Genomic DNA, 16465 nt, shown 5'->3' with positions numbered 1-16465 from the left:
AGAGGAGTTTCATGAAGTTACGCATTTTGCCATCTTTATTAGCTTTATTTTTCATCAGTTTAATTGTTGCAGTCAGTTGCACTCCTTCTCCACAAACTTCTACATCGGGAAATTCTGCTGCAACTCCTACAAATACTAAACCAATTCAATTTGGTTTTAGTGCTTGGCCTGGTTGGTTTCCTTGGCAAATTGCTCAAGAACAAAAGTTATTTGCAGCAAATCAAGTTAATGTCGATTTGAAGTGGTTTGATGGCTATTTAGATTCCATTAATGCTTTGAGGGCAGGTCAATTAGATGCCAATACTCAAACTTTAAATGACACGATTAGTTCAGTAGCGGCTGGTTCGGACCAGGTGATTGTTTTGGTCAATGACAATTCCACTGGTAACGATAAAATTATTGTCAGAGAAGGAATTAATACTATTGCTGACCTCAAAGGCAAAAAAGTTGCGGCTGAAGAAGGAACTGTTGACCATTTTTTATTATTACTAGGTTTAAAAAAAGCAGGTTTAACACAAGCTGATATTCAGTTCCAACCACTAGAAACAGGTGCAGCCGCCGCAGCTTTTGTTGCTGGTCAAGTTGATGCAGTGGGAGTGTTTGCACCCTTCACCACAAAGGCTTTATCACGTCCTGGCAGTAAAGAATTATTTAGTTCTCAAGACTTTCCAGGAGCAATTCCTGACCATTTAGTTGTCAGTCGCCAACTCATTAATCAGCGTCCCCAGGATGTCCAGGCATTAGTAAATACTTGGTTTGCAACCTTAGATTTTATCAAAGCAAATCAAGCAAAAGCTTACGAAATTATGGCAAAACGTGCAGGGGTTTCTGTTGCCGAATATCAGGCATACGACGCAGGAACTAAAATTTTTACTCTAGAAGACAATTTGCAAGCATTTAATGCTGGTAACAACATGACATCTATTAGATACGCTGCTGAAGAAATTAGTAAATTTCTGGTTGAAAGCGGTTTGATTAAACAAGCGCCGAATCTTAACCAAATCTTTGATGATCGCTTTATCAAAGCCTATGCATCTAAGCAAAAATCATGAACCATAACGCTGAAGATTTGCAAGCAATCAATTTTGCTCGTCCTCAGAAAATGTTACCAAAATCATACTTTTGGTGCATTGCTGAGGATATTCCTCATAACTTGGCTTGGGCTTTAATGTTCTTGTCAATTACCGTACCTATACTTCTGTGGTGGATTATTTCTAATACAGGCTTAATTCCACCTTTATTTCTTCCTTCTCCTGGTCAAGTTTGGGATGCATTTCAAAGGCTTTTGGTAAGTGGAGATTTACAAAAAGATATTGCTTTTAGTTTATTGCGAGTCCTGAGTGGATTTTCGCTAGCAGCAATTGTTTCTATTCCATTAGGCACATTGATGGGGACTTTTGCCAGCATTCGAGCCTTACTAGAACCACTGATTGGCATCGTCCGCTATATGCCAGCCCCTGCATTTATTCCCTTACTAATTTTATATTTTGGCTTGGGAGAAACGCCAAAAATCATGCTGATTTTTATCGGCACACTGTTTTTTAATACCTTGATGGTGATGGATGCAGTGAAGTTTGTTCCCAAGGAATTATTAGAAACTACTTATACTTTAGGTGGTCAAAGAAAACAAGTTTTACTACAAGTCATTTTCCCATTTATTCTGCCTAATATCATCGATGCTTGCCGTGTGAATATGGCAGCATCTTGGAATTTAGTAATTGTCTCGGAATTAGTAGCAGCAACAGAAGGTTTAGGACGACGAATTAGTGTTGCCCAAAGATATTTGAAAACAGATGAAATTTTTGCTGGGTTAATTGTAATTGGTTTAATTGGTTTAGGAATTGACCTTTTGTTTCGATTATTATTGCGCGCTTCTTGTAAGTGGGCAATGACGAATGACAAATAACAAATAACAAATTATGCATTTAGAAATTAATCAACTCCACAAACAATTCAAAACTAAGCGCGGTTTGCTGACTGCGCTGCAAGATATTAGTTTGCACATTGAAGAGGGAGAATTTGTCTGTGCAGTAGGTGCTAGTGGTTCTGGTAAGTCAACTCTGCTACGCCTAATTGCAGGGTTGGATACTCCGACAGCAGGGGAAATACTGGTTGATGAGGTGTGCGTTACAGGGCCAGGATCTGATCGTGGTATGGTTTTTCAAAGCTATACTCTTTATCCGTGGATGAGTGTTGCCGAAAATGTAGAATTTGGTTTGAAGCTACAGGGCGTACCGAAAGCCCAGCGACGACAACAGGCGGCTTATTATCTTGAGGTAGTAGGTTTATCTACGTTTGCGAAGGCGCTACCGAAAGAACTTTCTGGTGGGATGAAACAACGAGTAGCGATCGCCCGTGCTTTAGCATCGAAACCAAAAATTTTACTTATGGATGAACCCTTTGGTGCTTTAGATGCACAAACAAAAGAAGCAATGCAGCAATTTTTACTGGAGATTTGGCGTAGTACCAGCACGACAATTTTTATGATCACTCATGATGTGGAGGAAGCAATTTTTTTATCACAGCGCATCTACGTATTAAGTGCGCGACCAGGTACAATTAGGCAGGAATTGCAAATCCAACTACCTAGCAAATCGAATCCTCAAATCAAGCGCCATACTACATTTCAGAAATACAAAGATGATGTCATGAAACTCCTGTATGAGGATGGGATGGAAACAAATAGCAATCCCAAAGCAATTACCCATAGTAATATAGCCTATAAGTAATTTTTATAATACTTTTTAAATGTTCTGTGATACGATTTCCGACTAATTGCTTACTATATAAAGCTTGGGCATTGGGTATCGGATCTGGAAAAATCATCAGTATCTTTAATTACCAATTACCCTTCGGGTTCGCTACTTTGCCATCTCGGCATAAGCCAAGACGGCAAGTAGTCTCACCAATTACCAATACAGCACTGCAAATATGCTTTACAATCATCCAAGCTGTAAAGAACTACTATTAAAATCAAACAATAAAAAACTGGTGCGTATCACATGGCTACAAAAAAGCAATTCAATAGCTTTGAAGAAATGCTATCTGGTTCTGATGTACCCGTATTGGTAGATTTTTATGCTGACTGGTGCGGGCCTTGTCAGATGATGACTCCGATTTTAGAGCAGGTTAATGCCCAACTCCAAGGTCAAATTAGAATTGTCAAAATAGACACTGAAAAATACCAACAATTGGCTACTCAGTATAGGATAGAGGCTCTACCAACTCTATTACTGTTTAAGCAAGGTCAGCCAGTGGATAGAATTGAGGGTGTGTTGCAAGCACCACAATTAGTCCAGCGTCTCAGAAGTTTGATTTAATAGAGCTTAATCGGGGAGTGGTTGAGCAAATTGGGATTCCACTTCCCGCCTCAGTAATTCTGGTTTGTAGAGATTGGGCGATCGCTCGAAAATTTGGTGTTCAAAAAATTAGTAGTAAGCACAAAGCGTGCTTACTACATAATTTAAACTGCATAATTTCAATCGCAACTATCAACAAGCTGCGGGGAATTCTCCCAACATCTTGACTTCTGGTTCTAATAAAATTGACCACCGATCCTGTACTTGATATTGCACATGGCGGATGAGATTAAAAATATCCCACGCACTTGCACCACCACAATTAACGATAAAGTTAGCATGACGTTGTGCTACTTGTGCGTTACCAATCTGAAAGCCTTTTAAACCAGTTTGTTCAATTAACCAACCTGCGGCGTAGGGTTTGGGGTTACGGAAGACGCTACCGCAACTAGGTTTGTCGTAAGGTTGTGTTGTCAGTCGGTGCTGTTTGTGTTGCTTGGTAGTTGCAATCACAAGGGCGGGGTCAGCGCCTGGTTGCATTTGGAAGGTGGCTTGGGTAACAATGCGATCGCTTCCTTGTAAGATAGAAGTACGATAGCTATAACCCAATTGTTCACTAGTCAGGGTTTCGATAGTACCGTCGGGTGAAAGTACTTGAGCGCTGACTAAGATATCTGCAATACAGCTATTATGCGCTCCTGCATTCATCACTACAGCCCCACCAACGGTTCCAGGGATACCTACAGACCATTCTAAGCCCTGCCATCCCTGCTCTGCCGCAGCCATTGCCAAACTGGGTATTGGTTCCCCAGCTGCTACTGTTAATAGACCGGTTTCTGGATCAAAGTGAGTTTGGCGCAAATGGCGGGTAGCGATAACTAAGCCTGGAATACCGCGATCGCTTACTAGCAAGTTAGAACCTGCTCCCAGTACTGTTACTGGTAAACCTTCCTCTTTTGCATACACTAAACTCGCGTGCATTGCTTCGATGTTGCGAGGTGCAACATACCATTCTGCTGGCCCTCCGACTCTGTAGGAAGTATATGCTGACAGAGGAACTTGTGATTTAATCGCGCAGTCAGTACCAAGTAAGGGAATTTCCTTAGTTTTGGAATTAGTTGTTTGTCGTTTATTTACATTCACACCAGAATTTGTGCAGACACTTACACCTGCCTGGGAAATTGCCATATTTACCAGAATCTGTTTTAATTTGATGTTTATCCACCGTACAAATACGGTAATTATTTGATGCAATAAATGAAATTTGCAAGACTGACATTCAGCTAGAGCAAGAAACTAGCCCATAAGACTTTTAAGATGTCGCTGTAGCTGGTTGATGGAGTGTAGCAATTACCTCCGGAATTACCTGATTTAAATTCCCAGCTCCTAGAAACAGTGCTAAGTCTCCAGAACGTAGTGTTTGCTGTAAGAAATCACACATTAAGGCTAAGTTTGCTTGATACTTGACTTGTGGATGATGTTTGGCAACTTCCTGTACTAATTGTTCACCGCTTACTTGCCCTATGTTGACTTCCCCAGCGCTGTAAATGTCAGTGAGTATAACTACATCAGCATGGGTAAAAGATTCGGCAAATTCTTCTAAAAATGCCAGTGTACGGCTGTAGCGATGAGGTTGAAATATGGCAACTACTCTTTGTCCTGGTCTTGCTTGCAGACGTGCTGCTGCTAGAGTGGCACGAATTTCGCTAGGATGGTGGGCATAGTCGTCAATGAATGTGATTCCGTGAGCTTCGCCCCGGAATTCAAAGCGACGTCTTGCGCCTTCAAAAGTGGCAAGTCCCTTGGCAATCTCGCCAAATTCTAATCCCAAGACGCGACCAACAGCTACTGCTGCTAGAGCATTGCTAAGGTTATGGCGACTGAGCAAACGCAAATTTAACACACCCAAGGCTTTCCCCCGCTCCCAAACTAAAGCGGTAGTGCCATCTGCACGATAGTCTATATTTGTAACGGTATAATCTGCGCCTGTTTCTGGATTTAAACTGTAGCTGATTGTTGGTTGAAAGCGATCACGCACCGTTGCACAATCAATACTAGCTACCAAAGTTTTACAACTTTTAGCGAAGGTATGGAATATTTCCACTACTTCTTCTAAATTGTCGTAGTGGTCGGGATGGTCTAGTTCAATATTCGTGATTACACCGATTTCTGGGGCATGTTTAACTAATGAACCATCTGATTCATCTGCTTCTGCTACTAAATACCGACTTTGACCTAATCTAGCGTTACCTTCCCAGGCATTAACTTCACCACCAATCAAAATTGTTGGATCTAGATCAGCTTGCAGTAGCAGATATCCTATCATACTACTGGTGGTAGTTTTGCCGTGAGTTCCAGCAACTGCGATGCTGTCATATTCAGAAATTAAAGTTGCCAATACATCTGAACGATGGAAAATTGGGCAGCCTAATTCTAATGCTGCTTTATATTCCAGATTATTAGTATTTATTGCTGTGGAACAAATTACTTGCGGTAGTTGTGCCACTTTGTTAGTTGACACATGATTTTGAGTATTTAAAATTACTCGATTTTCATTCTCTTTTGGGCGAAAGAATTCTAAATTGCTTGCTTCTTGTTTAGCAAAAATATGAGCCCCGATAGATTCCAATTTGGAAGTAATGTGATTTGGACGAAGATCCGAACCCGAAACAGGCAATTGACGTTTTGCTAGCACATATGCCAAAGCAGACATACCTATGCCACCAATACCAATAAAATGAAATGGTCTACCGCTAAAGTCTACAGATTTTTTCATCAATTACTCCTCTATTACCACACCACATAAACATCACAAATGACACGCGTATCATAACAGGATTTTGTTTTTTATTGATACTACCTCTGTATAAATCTCATACTCCTGATAGGTAGATTTTCATGCTCAGATTACATTACTTCAGAATGATTTTAACCTTGTAAGTGGTTTTTCTCTTTCTGAACTAATATTATGTTTATTCTGCAAATTTCTGCACCTTCGGGAAATATACAACTGTATTTTCAAACACATAATATCGGTCTATTTGCTGGAATTGGCTACAATGGTAGACTGAGTGTTAACTACTTTGAAATCGAATCAAGCTAAAAAAAAGAGTGGATGCAACAAATTGCAATTTTTGGTGGCACATTTGATCCTGTTCATTGGGGACATCTCATCGTAGCCGAAACAGCTCTCAATCAAGTACCCCTAGAAAAGATTCTTTGGGTGCCATCAGCTCATCCTCCTCATAAAAAAGCAGCTTCGTTTCAACATCGTTTAGCGATGCTACAAGCGGCGATAACAGACAACTTAGGATTTACTGTTTCACCGATTGAGCAATCGCAATCTGGTACTTCTTATGCCATTAATACCCTGATTGATTTATCCAATTTTTATCCCAATACTCATTGGTGTTGGATTGTTGGTCTGGATTCCTTTCAAACGCTACCTCAGTGGTATCGCGGACAGGAGCTAGCACAATTGTGCGATTGGTTAATCGCACCCCGATATCTTGGTAGTGAATGTATAACTCAAACTGATTTAATCTGCAAGCAAGTGGAGCAAAAATTTGCAAGTCAGTCCAGCACCATACACTGGCAATTATTGCATACCCCTTTAGTGGGAGTTTCGTCAAGTATCATTCGTAACTTATGTCGTGATCGCCAATCGATTCGTTACCTAGTTCCAGAATCAGTACGAAGTTACATAGCTGCTCACAGCCTCTATGTTTAAAACAGGGAATCGGGGACAAAACAATTAAAAATTAAAAATTAAAAATTCAGAAGAAGGTGAGGAGTGCGGGGAGTGTGGGAGACAAGGGAGACAAGGGGGATGTTTAACAACCAACCACTAACAAATGACAAATGACCAATGACAAATGCCCTAATAAAAAAAATTAAAATTTTTTTTGGGTTCTAACACTTTATAGTTATAAATACTCCCCCCTTTGCGATATGATCGGGGTCAACCATAAGATTTAATTAGGCATATATAACAGAGGGCAAGACGCTGTGATTAGAGTTGCTATCAACGGTTTCGGGCGCATCGGTCGTAACTTTATGCGCTGTTGGTTGGGTAGAGAGAATAGCAATATCGACCTAGTTGCTATCAACGACACCTCAGATCCCAGAACCAACGCTCACCTGCTCAAATATGATTCGATGCTAGGGAAGTTAAAAGGTGTTGAAATTACTGCCGATGATAACTCAATCATCGCAAACGGTAAGACCGTAAAATGCGTATCTGATCGCAACCCAGAAAACTTGCCCTGGAAAGAGTGGGAAATTGACCTAATTATTGAAGCGACAGGGGTCTTTACTGCCAAAGAAGGGGCGATGAAGCATATAAATGCTGGCGCCAAAAAGGTTTTGATCACCGCTCCTGGCAAAAATGAAGATGGTACTTTCGTGATTGGCGTGAACCATCACGATTACGATCACGATAAACACCACATCATCAGCAACGCCAGCTGTACTACCAACTGCTTGGCTCCTGTTGCCAAAGTCTTACACGAAAAATTTGGCATCATCAAAGGTACAATGACCACCACCCACAGCTACACAGGAGATCAGCGCCTGCTGGACGCTTCTCACCGAGATGTACGCCGTGCGCGTGCTGCGGCAATTAACATTGTTCCTACTTCCACCGGTGCAGCAAAAGCTGTAGCGTTAGTATTACCAGCACTCAAAGGCAAACTCAATGGTGTAGCATTGCGTGTACCCACCCCCAACGTTTCGATGGTGGATTTCGTGATCCAAGTTGAGAAGCCAACAATTGCGGAAGAAGTTAACGCCGCTCTCAAGAGTGCTTCTGAAAATGAGCTAAAAGGCATTTTAGATTACAGTGAACTACAATTGGTATCCTCTGACTATCAAGGTACTGATGCCTCTTCCATTGTTGATGCCAGCTTGACAATGGTCATGGGTGGCGACATGGTGAAAGTTATGGCATGGTACGACAACGAATGGGGTTACAGCCAACGTGTTCTCGACTTGGCAGAATTAGTAGCCGAGAAGTGGAAGTAATAAATTTGTTAGTAGTTGGTAGTTAGTAGTTGGTTTTTAACCACTAACCAAAATGCTGAAATCCCTGACTAAGAGTCAAAACTTGGTCAGGGAATTCTTGTTTTTGGTCATGTAATACTACGGTTGAGCCATTTGTGATTTCTCCAATCGCAGCTGCACCTTGACCAAGCATTTGTACTAATTTGTAGGCTGGCTCTTTTGGTAAGCACAACACCAATTCAAAATCTTCACCACCGTAGAGGCTATACTGTAAGGCTTGTTCTTGGGTTAGCCAGTGCGCAAAAGCTGGTGGCGAAGGAATTTGTGTACGTTCTACTACAGCGCCAACATTACTAGCACGGCAAATTTGTACTAGCGCATCTGCTAAACCGTCGCTGCTGTCCATCCCAGATACCGGCAAGTGGGAAATAGGGGTGTAAGGGTGTGGGGGTTTAAGGGTGTAGGAAGAACCAAGAATTTGCCAGAGGATGGGTAAGACATCTAATCGGGGCTGTGGGCGCTGGTGAGTGCGGATTAAAGCCTTTGTTTCTTCTGGGCTAAGGTTTTCTCCCTTTTCGGGATGCAAGAGCAATTCTAAGCCCGCCCGGGACGCACCATGAACACCAGTAACGATGATTCTATCTCCCACTTGAGCTTGGTGACGGCGGATAATCTGCTGGGGGTAAGCTTGACCAAAAGCAGTAATGGCAATAGTAATTACTGGCGATCGCACTACATCCCCACCCACAATTGGAGTGTTGTATTGTTGTAGGCATTGTGTCATACCTACATACATTTGTTCTACCCAACTTACAGAAACATCACCAGGTAGTCCCAGCCCGACAGTAATTCCTAAGGGGGAAGCACCCATTGCCGCCAAGTCTGATAAATTAGCAGCAGCAGCGCGCCAACCAACATCGACTGCTGAGGTAGTAAGTTCACTAAAATGAATTTTGTCAACTAAAACATCAGTAGTTACTACCAGAGATTGCCCTAGTTCAGTAGTAATTACTGCTGCATCGTCCCCAATAATTTCCTTAGGACAGAAGCGTTGCAAAATTTGTAATAGCCCTTGTTCGCCAATATCTTTAACTAGCAAATAAGATGATTGATTATTCATAATAAGAATTTAATTTTTTTTAGGATATTGTTTAAAGATAATCAAACCAGATTGAGGTAAATTGCTTCTTCCAAATAGGGTAAATTCAATACCCTTGTAACATCATGTTATTTCGTTTTTGAATTGCAGAATTTCATATCTATCAAAAATACCTAAACGAATAATTTAGGTAATCAAAAAGTGATGAAATACTAAAAATGAAAAAAGCAATTACTGTCTTAGTAGCTTTTCCTTTCTTGACCTTGATAGCTTGTCAGCCAACTTCTACTCAGAATGCAACTGCTGAATTTTGTGGAAATTTAGCTAAATTGGAACAGGCTGTTAACCAAATGTCAAATTTAACTCCCGCTTCCACAGTTGGAGATCTCAGAGCCGCGGATAGAGCAGTTGATCAGGCGATCGCAAATGTTAGGGAATCAGCACAAAGGGTGAAAGAAGCTAGAATAGATGATCTCAACCAAGCCTACAATAACCTTGACAAGACGGTTGATAGTCTTTCTAACAGACAAACTCTTGCTTCTGCTGCAACTTCTATTAAGCAAGCATCTGCAAAAGTCAAAGCTGCAAAAGCACAGCTAGATTCCAGTATTAATTGTCCTCAATAAGTATCTGAAGCTAAATAAGCTTTATTAATGAGTAGGGCGGGTGTTTCGTCCGCCCATTATTATTGATAGAAATTTTGAGTCTAAAAAATTTTTATCAATGTCAAAGCAGATACACGTAGATGAGCAAAATTTACGCATATTTTCCCGGCTTGCACCTTTTATTCAAGAATATATTTACCATCACAACTGGACGGAATTACGTCCGGTTCAAATCGCAGCATGTCAAGCGATTTTTGATACAGATGCTCATTTATTAATTGCGGCTGCTACGGCTGCTGGAAAAACAGAAGCAGCGTTTTTACCAGTTTTGACTTTATTACATAAAAATCCCTCAAGTACGATTGGTGCATTGTATATTGGCCCAATTAAAGCTTTAATTAATGATCAATTTGCACGTTTGCATGGTTTACTCAAAGAAGTAGATATCCCTGTTTGGCATTGGCATGGTGATGTTTCTCAAAGTCATAAAAGTAAGCTGCTTAAAAATCCTCGAGGTATTCTGCAAATCACACCGGAGTCTTTAGAAAGTTTATTAATTAATCAATATCATGACATCAAGCGTTTGTTTGGTGATTTACGATTTGTTGTCATTGATGAAATTCATGCTTTTATGGGTACGGAAAGGGGTTGTCAGATTCTTTGTCAGTTGGCTAGGTTGGAAAATTTGACGCAAAAGCAACCCCGTAGAATTGGTTTATCGGCTACTCTTGGTGATTACGCATTGGCTGAGGAGTGGTTATGTTCTGGGAGTAAAAAGTCGGTGATTACACCCAAGATTGAGGGGGGAAATAGGCAAGTTAGGTTGGCTGTGGAGCATTTTTTTGTTGACGTTGATGATGGGGTTATTGATGAAACAAACCACAAAGAAAACAAAGTTCACCAAGAAAGAAAAGCAGGTGAATTACTAGGAGGAAAAAGTAGTTATGAAAGATATATTTTTAATTTGAGTAAGAATCGTAAGTGTTTGATTTTTGCTAATAACAAGTCGCAGACTGAAGCGGTGATTGCTTCTTTACGAAAAGTGGCAATGCAGGAAGGGGAAGCAGATATATATCATGTACATCATGGCAGTATTTCTGCTAGCTTGCGACAAGGTGCAGAAAGGGCGATGCGGGAACCGAATCGACCTGCTGTGACTGCTGCAACTTTAACTTTAGAATTAGGTATAGATATTGGTTATCTTGAACGGGTGATTCAGTTAGAAGCGCCACTTTCTGTAGCAAGTTTTTTACAACGTTTGGGACGTACAGGTAGAAGGGGTGAAGCTGCTGATATGCGCTTTGTTTGTGCCGAAAATGAAGTATTACAAGAAGCATCTCTACCGGAACAAATTCCTTGGCAACTGTTGCAGTGTATTGCAATTATTCAACTTTATTTGGAGGAAAAGTGGATTGAGCCAATTAAGCCTGTGCGATATCCGTTTAGTTTGTTGTATCACCAAACTATGAGCATTTTAGTAGCAGTTGGTGAAATTTCACCAGTTACTCTTGCTCAAAAAGTCTTGAGTTTACCTGTGTTTGCTGCTGTATCCAAAGATGATTTGAAATTATTACTACGCTATTTAATTGATATTAATCATCTACAATTGACTGAAGAAGGTAAACTCATTTTGGGTTTGGCTGGTGAAAGGGTAGTGGGTAAGTTCCAATTTTACGCTGTCTTCCCAGATAATGAGGAGTTCGTGGTTAAGCAAGGAGCTACAGAAATTGGTAGTATATCTATGCCGCCGCCTGTAGGTAATCAATTTGCTTTGGCAGGGAGAACTTGGGAAGTTGTAGAAGTTGATTTTAAAAAGAAGATTATTTTAGTAAAGCAAGTTGAAGGGCAAGCAAGTATTTTTTGGCGTGGTGGTAGCGGTACAATTCATACACGTGTCCTCCAAAGAATGCGACAAGTTTTAGTTGAAGATATAGAATACCCTTATTTGCAAAATAACGCGATTCAGCGTTTACGTATAGTTCGCGAACTCACACGCAATTGTGGATTAGAGCAAAAAAATATTTTACTTTTGGCTAAAGATAAGTGTTGCATTTTTCCTTGGATGGGTACAGTGGCTTATCGGACTTTGGAAAGGTTACTGAACATGTTTTGTCGTGAATCTTTAGCAATTAAAAGTATTGGCGGTGTAAATCCGTATTATTTAATAATTAAATTAGATAAAACAAAAGTTAGCTCTCTTTATCCAGAAATTCTTTCTTTGTGTGAGCAAAGAATTACAGCTGAGAATTTATTGAGTGATGCAGAAGCACCAGAAATTCAGAAGTATGACAAGTTTATTCCCCATGCACTTTTACGGAAAGCTTTTGCGAGTGATCATTTAGATATGGAAGAACTAAGACAACAAGTAGGTTTGTGGTGAATCACACTTGGTTAGGGAATGCGAAGTAGTCGTCAAAAATTTTGTACGTAATAAGGGATGACAATTCTTTATGTCTTGAAGTCTTCCTGGTTAGTAATTTTTTTTCACCACTAAGGCACAAAGACACTAAGTATTTTGAAGTCAGGTATATAGCCTTTGCAGTAAGGTGCAGTACAAGAATAGGACTTACGCACGTCTACGAACCTTTGGCTTTTTTGGCGTCTTGGCGGTTCAATAGTCCTGAGAGAAAAAACGAACACAGATGTACACCGTTAAAGTTGTACTTCATCCAAATGAGAAGCGTTAGAATTAGCTGTCGTTAGCTTGTCTTAATTAATTCGTGAACAACAAGATTCCTGTCTGACTTGAAAAGCCAGGGCTCTGGCCATCTTAATTTTCACAACTCAACTAGGATTGCTATACTATAAAAAGATAATTTCTTTAATACTTATTTAGGTATCGCCTTTGTTGCCTGTCATTGAGTAAAAACTTAATTCTCTGCTGATACTTGCTGGTGGTAAGTACAGTTCAGTTGGACTCTGCACTGCGCTTCTAGTGCAAAGACTTTGCTGTGAATTTATGAACTCAAAGACATACCAACAAAGGATCTTTCAATGGAATTCAAACCACTTTTTACAGGTAAGTTGGTTCGCCTTGCTGCACCTAGATTGGAAGACAGCGAATATTTTGCCAAATGGTCTGAAAACGACGAGTATTTACGCATCATGGATAATGATCCGGCCCGTCCAATCACTCCAGAAACCTGGACAGAATTTCAAAGCAGTATGACTGCTTCGCCTAACGGGTTCCATTTTCATCTGCGTACTTTAGCAGATGATACTTTGATTGGCTGCGCTGGCTTGTTCAATATTCAGTGGATGCATCAGATTGCTTCATTGGGTATTGCAATTGGTGATCCGGCATATTGGGGTAAAGGTTATGGTACAGATGGACTAAGACTGCTGTTGGGATACGCCTTCCGGGAATTAAACCTCTACCGAGTAGGATCATCAACTATTAGTTATAATATCCGGTCAATTAAAGCCCATGAAAAAGTAGGATTCCGTCAAGAAGGAACTCAACGCAGCTTTATTCAACGGGAGGGTAAGCGTTTTGATTTGATTGTGTATGGTATTTTGCGTCCAGAGTGGGAGGCGCTTCAGATAGAATAAAATAGGAAAAAAGATAAAGGGAAAGGGAAAAATAAAACCCTTTCACCTTGATCTTTTACCTTTAACTTTCTTATTTTGCTCCCATTTCCGTCACAATACTACGTGTGAAGTCTACACGCTGTTCAAATTCCAAGCCTTTGACAGTATTGACAAAATCATTGGTATTCTCAGGCAATTTATAGTCTGAGGGAACTTGAATCACAGCACCTTCTTCCATTCCTTGCGCTAAACGCAACCATACGTCTATCTTGGCACTGGAACTTAAAGCAGTGTAGGCGCGGCTAATGTCACTATTAGCACGGCTAGCTATGTCACGTTGTGCTTGTAGCTGCTGTTCCTTTGGCAATGCTTTGATTTGATCGTATAATGCCGCAGCTGTATCTTGGGCAGAAGTTTGATTTGCTGGTATCAATTTATCTTTAATGTCTAGATAACCGAACCAGAGTAAGGCTAGCTGAGTATCAACTTCAAATTTGCGAAACTGTTCTACAGCTTTTTTGGTTCTTTCGTCAGTTGCAAATGTCATAAAAAGTCTCCGATTACTTTACCAAAACAGGGTAACTAAAATTACTGAGGTTAATTTGCTATCCCTCACTCACAAAATCTTATAAATCAGGTATTTTAGATTAACCCTACTTCAGGTAGAAATAGCTTCCGTAGCTTTTGACAGATGTAATTAATACATTTATGGCTAGATAAAATTGGAATTTGATGAAATTACAAATATGATCGCTACCAGATTAATGCAAGCTGGTGTGCAAACAGGCGATCGCATTTTTACCAGAATTACCCAAAGGACTAATCGGCAAAATCCATCGTCAGACACTGCGAAATTGGACAATTGCCTAAATTAACTTCTCAGCCTACAGTTGGGACTTGCAAAATGGGTAATGATTCTATGGCGGTAGTTAACTCCCAACTCCAAGTGCATGGAGTCCAAGGACTGCGAGTGGTAGATGCATCAATTATGCCTTCTATTATTGGTGGTAACACTAATGCTCCCACAATCATGATTGCTGAAAAAGCTGCCGATATGATTAAAAATTACTAAGTTTTTCAGATTTCATGCACAGGCTTTTTGAATCAAAAGGTTAGTATCCAAATACCCTATTAACTAAGAGACATCATGTCCACCCTAGAAAATCTCAACCAAAGTAACCAAAGCCCCTTAGCGCAGACGCTGCTGCAAATGATTACGGCTCCTTGGGTGACTCAATCGATCTACGTAGCTGCTAAATTAGGTGTTGCCGATTTACTTCAAGATGGTGCTAAAAGCAGTGAAGAACTAGCAAAATCTACTGCTGTTGATGCAGAATCTTTGTATCGGGTATTGCGGGCTCTCGCAAGTATTGGCATTTTTAGTGAAGACGAGAACCGTCATTTTCAACTTACACCAATGGCAGAATTACTCAGAAGTGGTGTTTCTGGTTCATTGCGTGATGTTGCCGTTATGTGTGGTGGTGAAGATTGGCGCTGGCAACCCTTAGGAAAAATTCTTTATAGTGTCAAAACTGGCAAACCAGCATCTGATTATGTAAATGGAATGCCTATCTTCGAGTATTTGGGTCAAAACCCAGAAGCAGCTGCTATTTTTCATGCAGCAATGACTAGTTTTTCGGCAGTTGAAATCACTGGTGTTGTGGCTGCATACGACTTCTCATCTATCCAAACTCTAGTTGATGTTGGTGGTGGACATGGTAGTTTGCTGACTAGTATCCTTCAAGCTAATCCGACATTGAAGGGAATTGTTTATGATTTACCAAGTGTAGTTGCAGGTGCAACTCAGCATATAGAAGCAATTGGACTAAAAGAACGTTGTCAAGCGATCGGTGGAGACTTTTTTGCATCCGTACCCAGTGGTGGTGATGCTTACATCATGAAACATATTATTCATGATTGGGATGATCTAAAGATGCATTCAAATTCTCAAAAACTGTCATCAAGTGATTCCAGAAAACGGCAAAGTTCTGATTATAGAAGCTGTGATTTCAGGAGTTAACGAACCCTCTCCTGGTAAATTTATTGACATTGAAATGTTAATCATGACTACTGGTGGACGCGAACGCACCGCTAGCGAATATAAAGAACTGTTTGCTGCTGCTGGGTTTCAACTTACCAATATCATCCCAACTCCATCTCCTGTCAGTGTGATTGAAGGGGTAAAAGTATAGTTATAGTTAGTTGTTGGTTGTCAATGATTTTTTCTTCCTTGTCCCGTTCCCAAGGTTGTTGTAAAAAACCTACATTTGTCAGGATAGAGGGGCTAGATTTTTTATAGGCATTACAGTTCAACATCCATCTTGCCAGCTTTCTGTAGTTGCTGAATCCCCAATTCTCCCAGCCACCAACCAACTGCCCCTGCTACTCCTGCAAGTATAGTCAACAGTAACAATAGCCAATGCTGGGTAACTATTTTGACAAATGGGTCTGCCCTAGAAGTTTTGATCAAAAAAGCAGCAAGTAGTAAACCGCCTAAATTAGCACTACTAAAAAAGAGGACGTTCCCGAGTAAACGGTTGATTTTGCGTCGATAGTTCCCCACGAAAAACATCACCAATTCTGTCACTAAGACAGTGGCAGCTAAGTAAAGTGAGATAATTGGCGATATTAACCCTAGTAGTAGTGCTAGAGGCAGAATCATTAACGCCACACTACCACGACGTTGCAAACGTGCCATTCCTAAAGTCAGGAAAATACCTCCTAGTGGAGCCCAAGCTAATAGCTGAAAGCCAGGTGGTGCAAAGGGTCCGACAATAATCACAGCAATCACCATGCCTATCGTCATGAAGGCAGCAAATACATAATCTCTTAAACGCCAAGAAGTTCTCATGGAGAATGCTGTCAATCTAAAGAGAACAGAAAGCGATCGCACTGACTACTATATTTGGATTGTAGTAGATCATGAACTT

General features: G+C 40.6%; 17 protein-coding genes and 1 pseudogene. 13 read left to right on the top strand and 5 right to left on the bottom strand.

Annotated elements, in window-relative coordinates; translation table 11 throughout:
• Positions 1 to 11: 11 nt before the first annotated feature.
• The 4 genes from RS893_RS07590 (at position 12) to trxA (ending at position 3320) form a co-directional block, all read left to right on the top strand.
• Positions 12 to 1052: an ABC transporter substrate-binding protein gene (locus RS893_RS07590; protein ID WP_315790593.1), complete on the top strand. Its 1041-nt coding sequence runs from the start codon at positions 12 to 14 to the stop codon at positions 1050 to 1052.
• Positions 1049 to 1906 (top strand): ABC transporter permease, encoded by an 858-nt coding sequence (locus tag RS893_RS07585; RefSeq protein WP_315790592.1) that lies wholly within the window; start codon positions 1049 to 1051, stop codon positions 1904 to 1906. The genes RS893_RS07590 and RS893_RS07585 overlap by 4 nt, the downstream gene beginning before the upstream one ends.
• 13 nt (positions 1907 to 1919) lie before the next feature.
• Positions 1920 to 2729, top strand: coding sequence for an ABC transporter ATP-binding protein (locus tag RS893_RS07580; RefSeq protein ID WP_315790591.1), 810 nt, complete (start codon positions 1920 to 1922; stop codon positions 2727 to 2729).
• A gap of 273 nt (positions 2730 to 3002) precedes the next feature.
• The gene (gene trxA, locus RS893_RS07575; RefSeq protein WP_009459765.1) at positions 3003 to 3320 is read left to right on the top strand and encodes a thioredoxin; all 318 of its coding nucleotides are present in this window, start codon (positions 3003 to 3005) and stop codon (positions 3318 to 3320) included.
• A gap of 171 nt (positions 3321 to 3491) precedes the next feature.
• Here the strand turns inward: trxA and murB are convergent, their stop codons facing one another.
• Together murB and murC are read right to left on the bottom strand one after the other, a co-directional pair.
• Positions 3492 to 4487, bottom strand: a complete 996-nt coding sequence (gene murB / locus RS893_RS07570; protein WP_315790590.1) for a UDP-N-acetylmuramate dehydrogenase — start codon at positions 4485 to 4487, stop codon at positions 3492 to 3494.
• Positions 4488 to 4611: 124 nt separating this feature from the next.
• Positions 4612 to 6075, bottom strand: coding sequence for a UDP-N-acetylmuramate--L-alanine ligase (gene murC / locus RS893_RS07565; RefSeq protein ID WP_315790589.1), 1464 nt, complete (start codon positions 6073 to 6075; stop codon positions 4612 to 4614).
• A gap of 339 nt (positions 6076 to 6414) precedes the next feature.
• Between murC and nadD the strand changes: the two genes are divergently transcribed.
• Entirely contained in the window at positions 6415 to 7029 is a 615-nt protein-coding gene (gene nadD / locus RS893_RS07560) for a nicotinate (nicotinamide) nucleotide adenylyltransferase (protein ID WP_315790588.1), read from the top strand.
• A gap of 278 nt (positions 7030 to 7307) precedes the next feature.
• The gene (locus tag RS893_RS07555; protein WP_315790587.1) at positions 7308 to 8321 is read left to right on the top strand and encodes a type I glyceraldehyde-3-phosphate dehydrogenase; all 1014 of its coding nucleotides are present in this window, start codon (positions 7308 to 7310) and stop codon (positions 8319 to 8321) included.
• A gap of 43 nt (positions 8322 to 8364) precedes the next feature.
• Here the strand turns inward: RS893_RS07555 and thiL are convergent, their stop codons facing one another.
• Entirely contained in the window at positions 8365 to 9420 is a 1056-nt protein-coding gene (gene thiL / locus RS893_RS07550; protein ID WP_315790586.1) for a thiamine-phosphate kinase, read from the bottom strand.
• 197 nt (positions 9421 to 9617) lie between these two features.
• Between thiL and RS893_RS07545 the strand changes: the two genes are divergently transcribed.
• The 3 genes from RS893_RS07545 to RS893_RS07535 all read left to right on the top strand — a co-directional run bounded on the left by RS893_RS07545 (position 9618) and on the right by RS893_RS07535 (position 13556).
• The gene (locus RS893_RS07545; protein ID WP_315790585.1) at positions 9618 to 10025 is read left to right on the top strand and encodes a hypothetical protein; all 408 of its coding nucleotides are present in this window, start codon (positions 9618 to 9620) and stop codon (positions 10023 to 10025) included.
• 97 nt (positions 10026 to 10122) lie between these two features.
• Positions 10123 to 12384 (top strand): DEAD/DEAH box helicase, encoded by a 2262-nt coding sequence (locus RS893_RS07540; RefSeq protein ID WP_315790584.1) that lies wholly within the window; start codon positions 10123 to 10125, stop codon positions 12382 to 12384.
• Positions 12385 to 12998: 614 nt separating this feature from the next.
• The gene (locus RS893_RS07535; protein ID WP_315790583.1) at positions 12999 to 13556 is read left to right on the top strand and encodes a GNAT family protein; all 558 of its coding nucleotides are present in this window, start codon (positions 12999 to 13001) and stop codon (positions 13554 to 13556) included.
• A 70-nt stretch (positions 13557 to 13626) separates the two neighbouring features.
• On the opposite strand, the gene RS893_RS07530 is transcribed toward RS893_RS07535, so the two are convergent.
• Entirely contained in the window at positions 13627 to 14082 is a 456-nt protein-coding gene (locus RS893_RS07530) for an orange carotenoid protein N-terminal domain-containing protein (RefSeq protein WP_315790582.1), read from the bottom strand.
• A 175-nt stretch (positions 14083 to 14257) separates the two neighbouring features.
• Between RS893_RS07530 and RS893_RS07525 the strand changes: the two genes are divergently transcribed.
• The 4 genes and pseudogenes from RS893_RS07525 (at position 14258) to RS893_RS07510 (ending at position 15727) form a co-directional block, all read left to right on the top strand.
• Positions 14258 to 14410 (top strand): hypothetical protein, encoded by a 153-nt coding sequence (locus RS893_RS07525; RefSeq protein ID WP_315790581.1) that lies wholly within the window; start codon positions 14258 to 14260, stop codon positions 14408 to 14410.
• A gap of 14 nt (positions 14411 to 14424) precedes the next feature.
• A pseudogene (locus tag RS893_RS07520) lies at positions 14425 to 14607 on the top strand (GMC oxidoreductase); the annotation flags it as partial.
• 75 nt (positions 14608 to 14682) lie between these two features.
• Positions 14683 to 15555, top strand: a complete 873-nt coding sequence (locus RS893_RS07515; protein WP_315790580.1) for a methyltransferase — start codon at positions 14683 to 14685, stop codon at positions 15553 to 15555.
• Positions 15500 to 15727 carry a methyltransferase gene (locus RS893_RS07510; protein WP_315790579.1) on the top strand — a complete coding sequence of 76 codons (228 nt, stop codon included), beginning with the start codon at positions 15500 to 15502 and terminating at the stop codon, positions 15725 to 15727. Before RS893_RS07515 ends, RS893_RS07510 begins: the two co-directional genes overlap by 56 nt.
• Before the next feature lie 110 nt (positions 15728 to 15837).
• Here RS893_RS07510 and RS893_RS07505 read toward each other — a convergent pair whose 3' ends face one another.
• The gene (locus tag RS893_RS07505) at positions 15838 to 16386 is read right to left on the bottom strand and encodes a hypothetical protein (protein WP_315790578.1); all 549 of its coding nucleotides are present in this window, start codon (positions 16384 to 16386) and stop codon (positions 15838 to 15840) included.
• Positions 16387 to 16465: the final 79 nt, after the last annotated feature.

Source organism: Fischerella sp. JS2 (assembly GCF_032393985.1).
Taxonomy (GTDB): Bacteria; Cyanobacteriota; Cyanobacteriia; order Cyanobacteriales; family Nostocaceae; genus Fischerella.
This window is presented reverse-complemented; position numbering and strand designations above follow the sequence as displayed.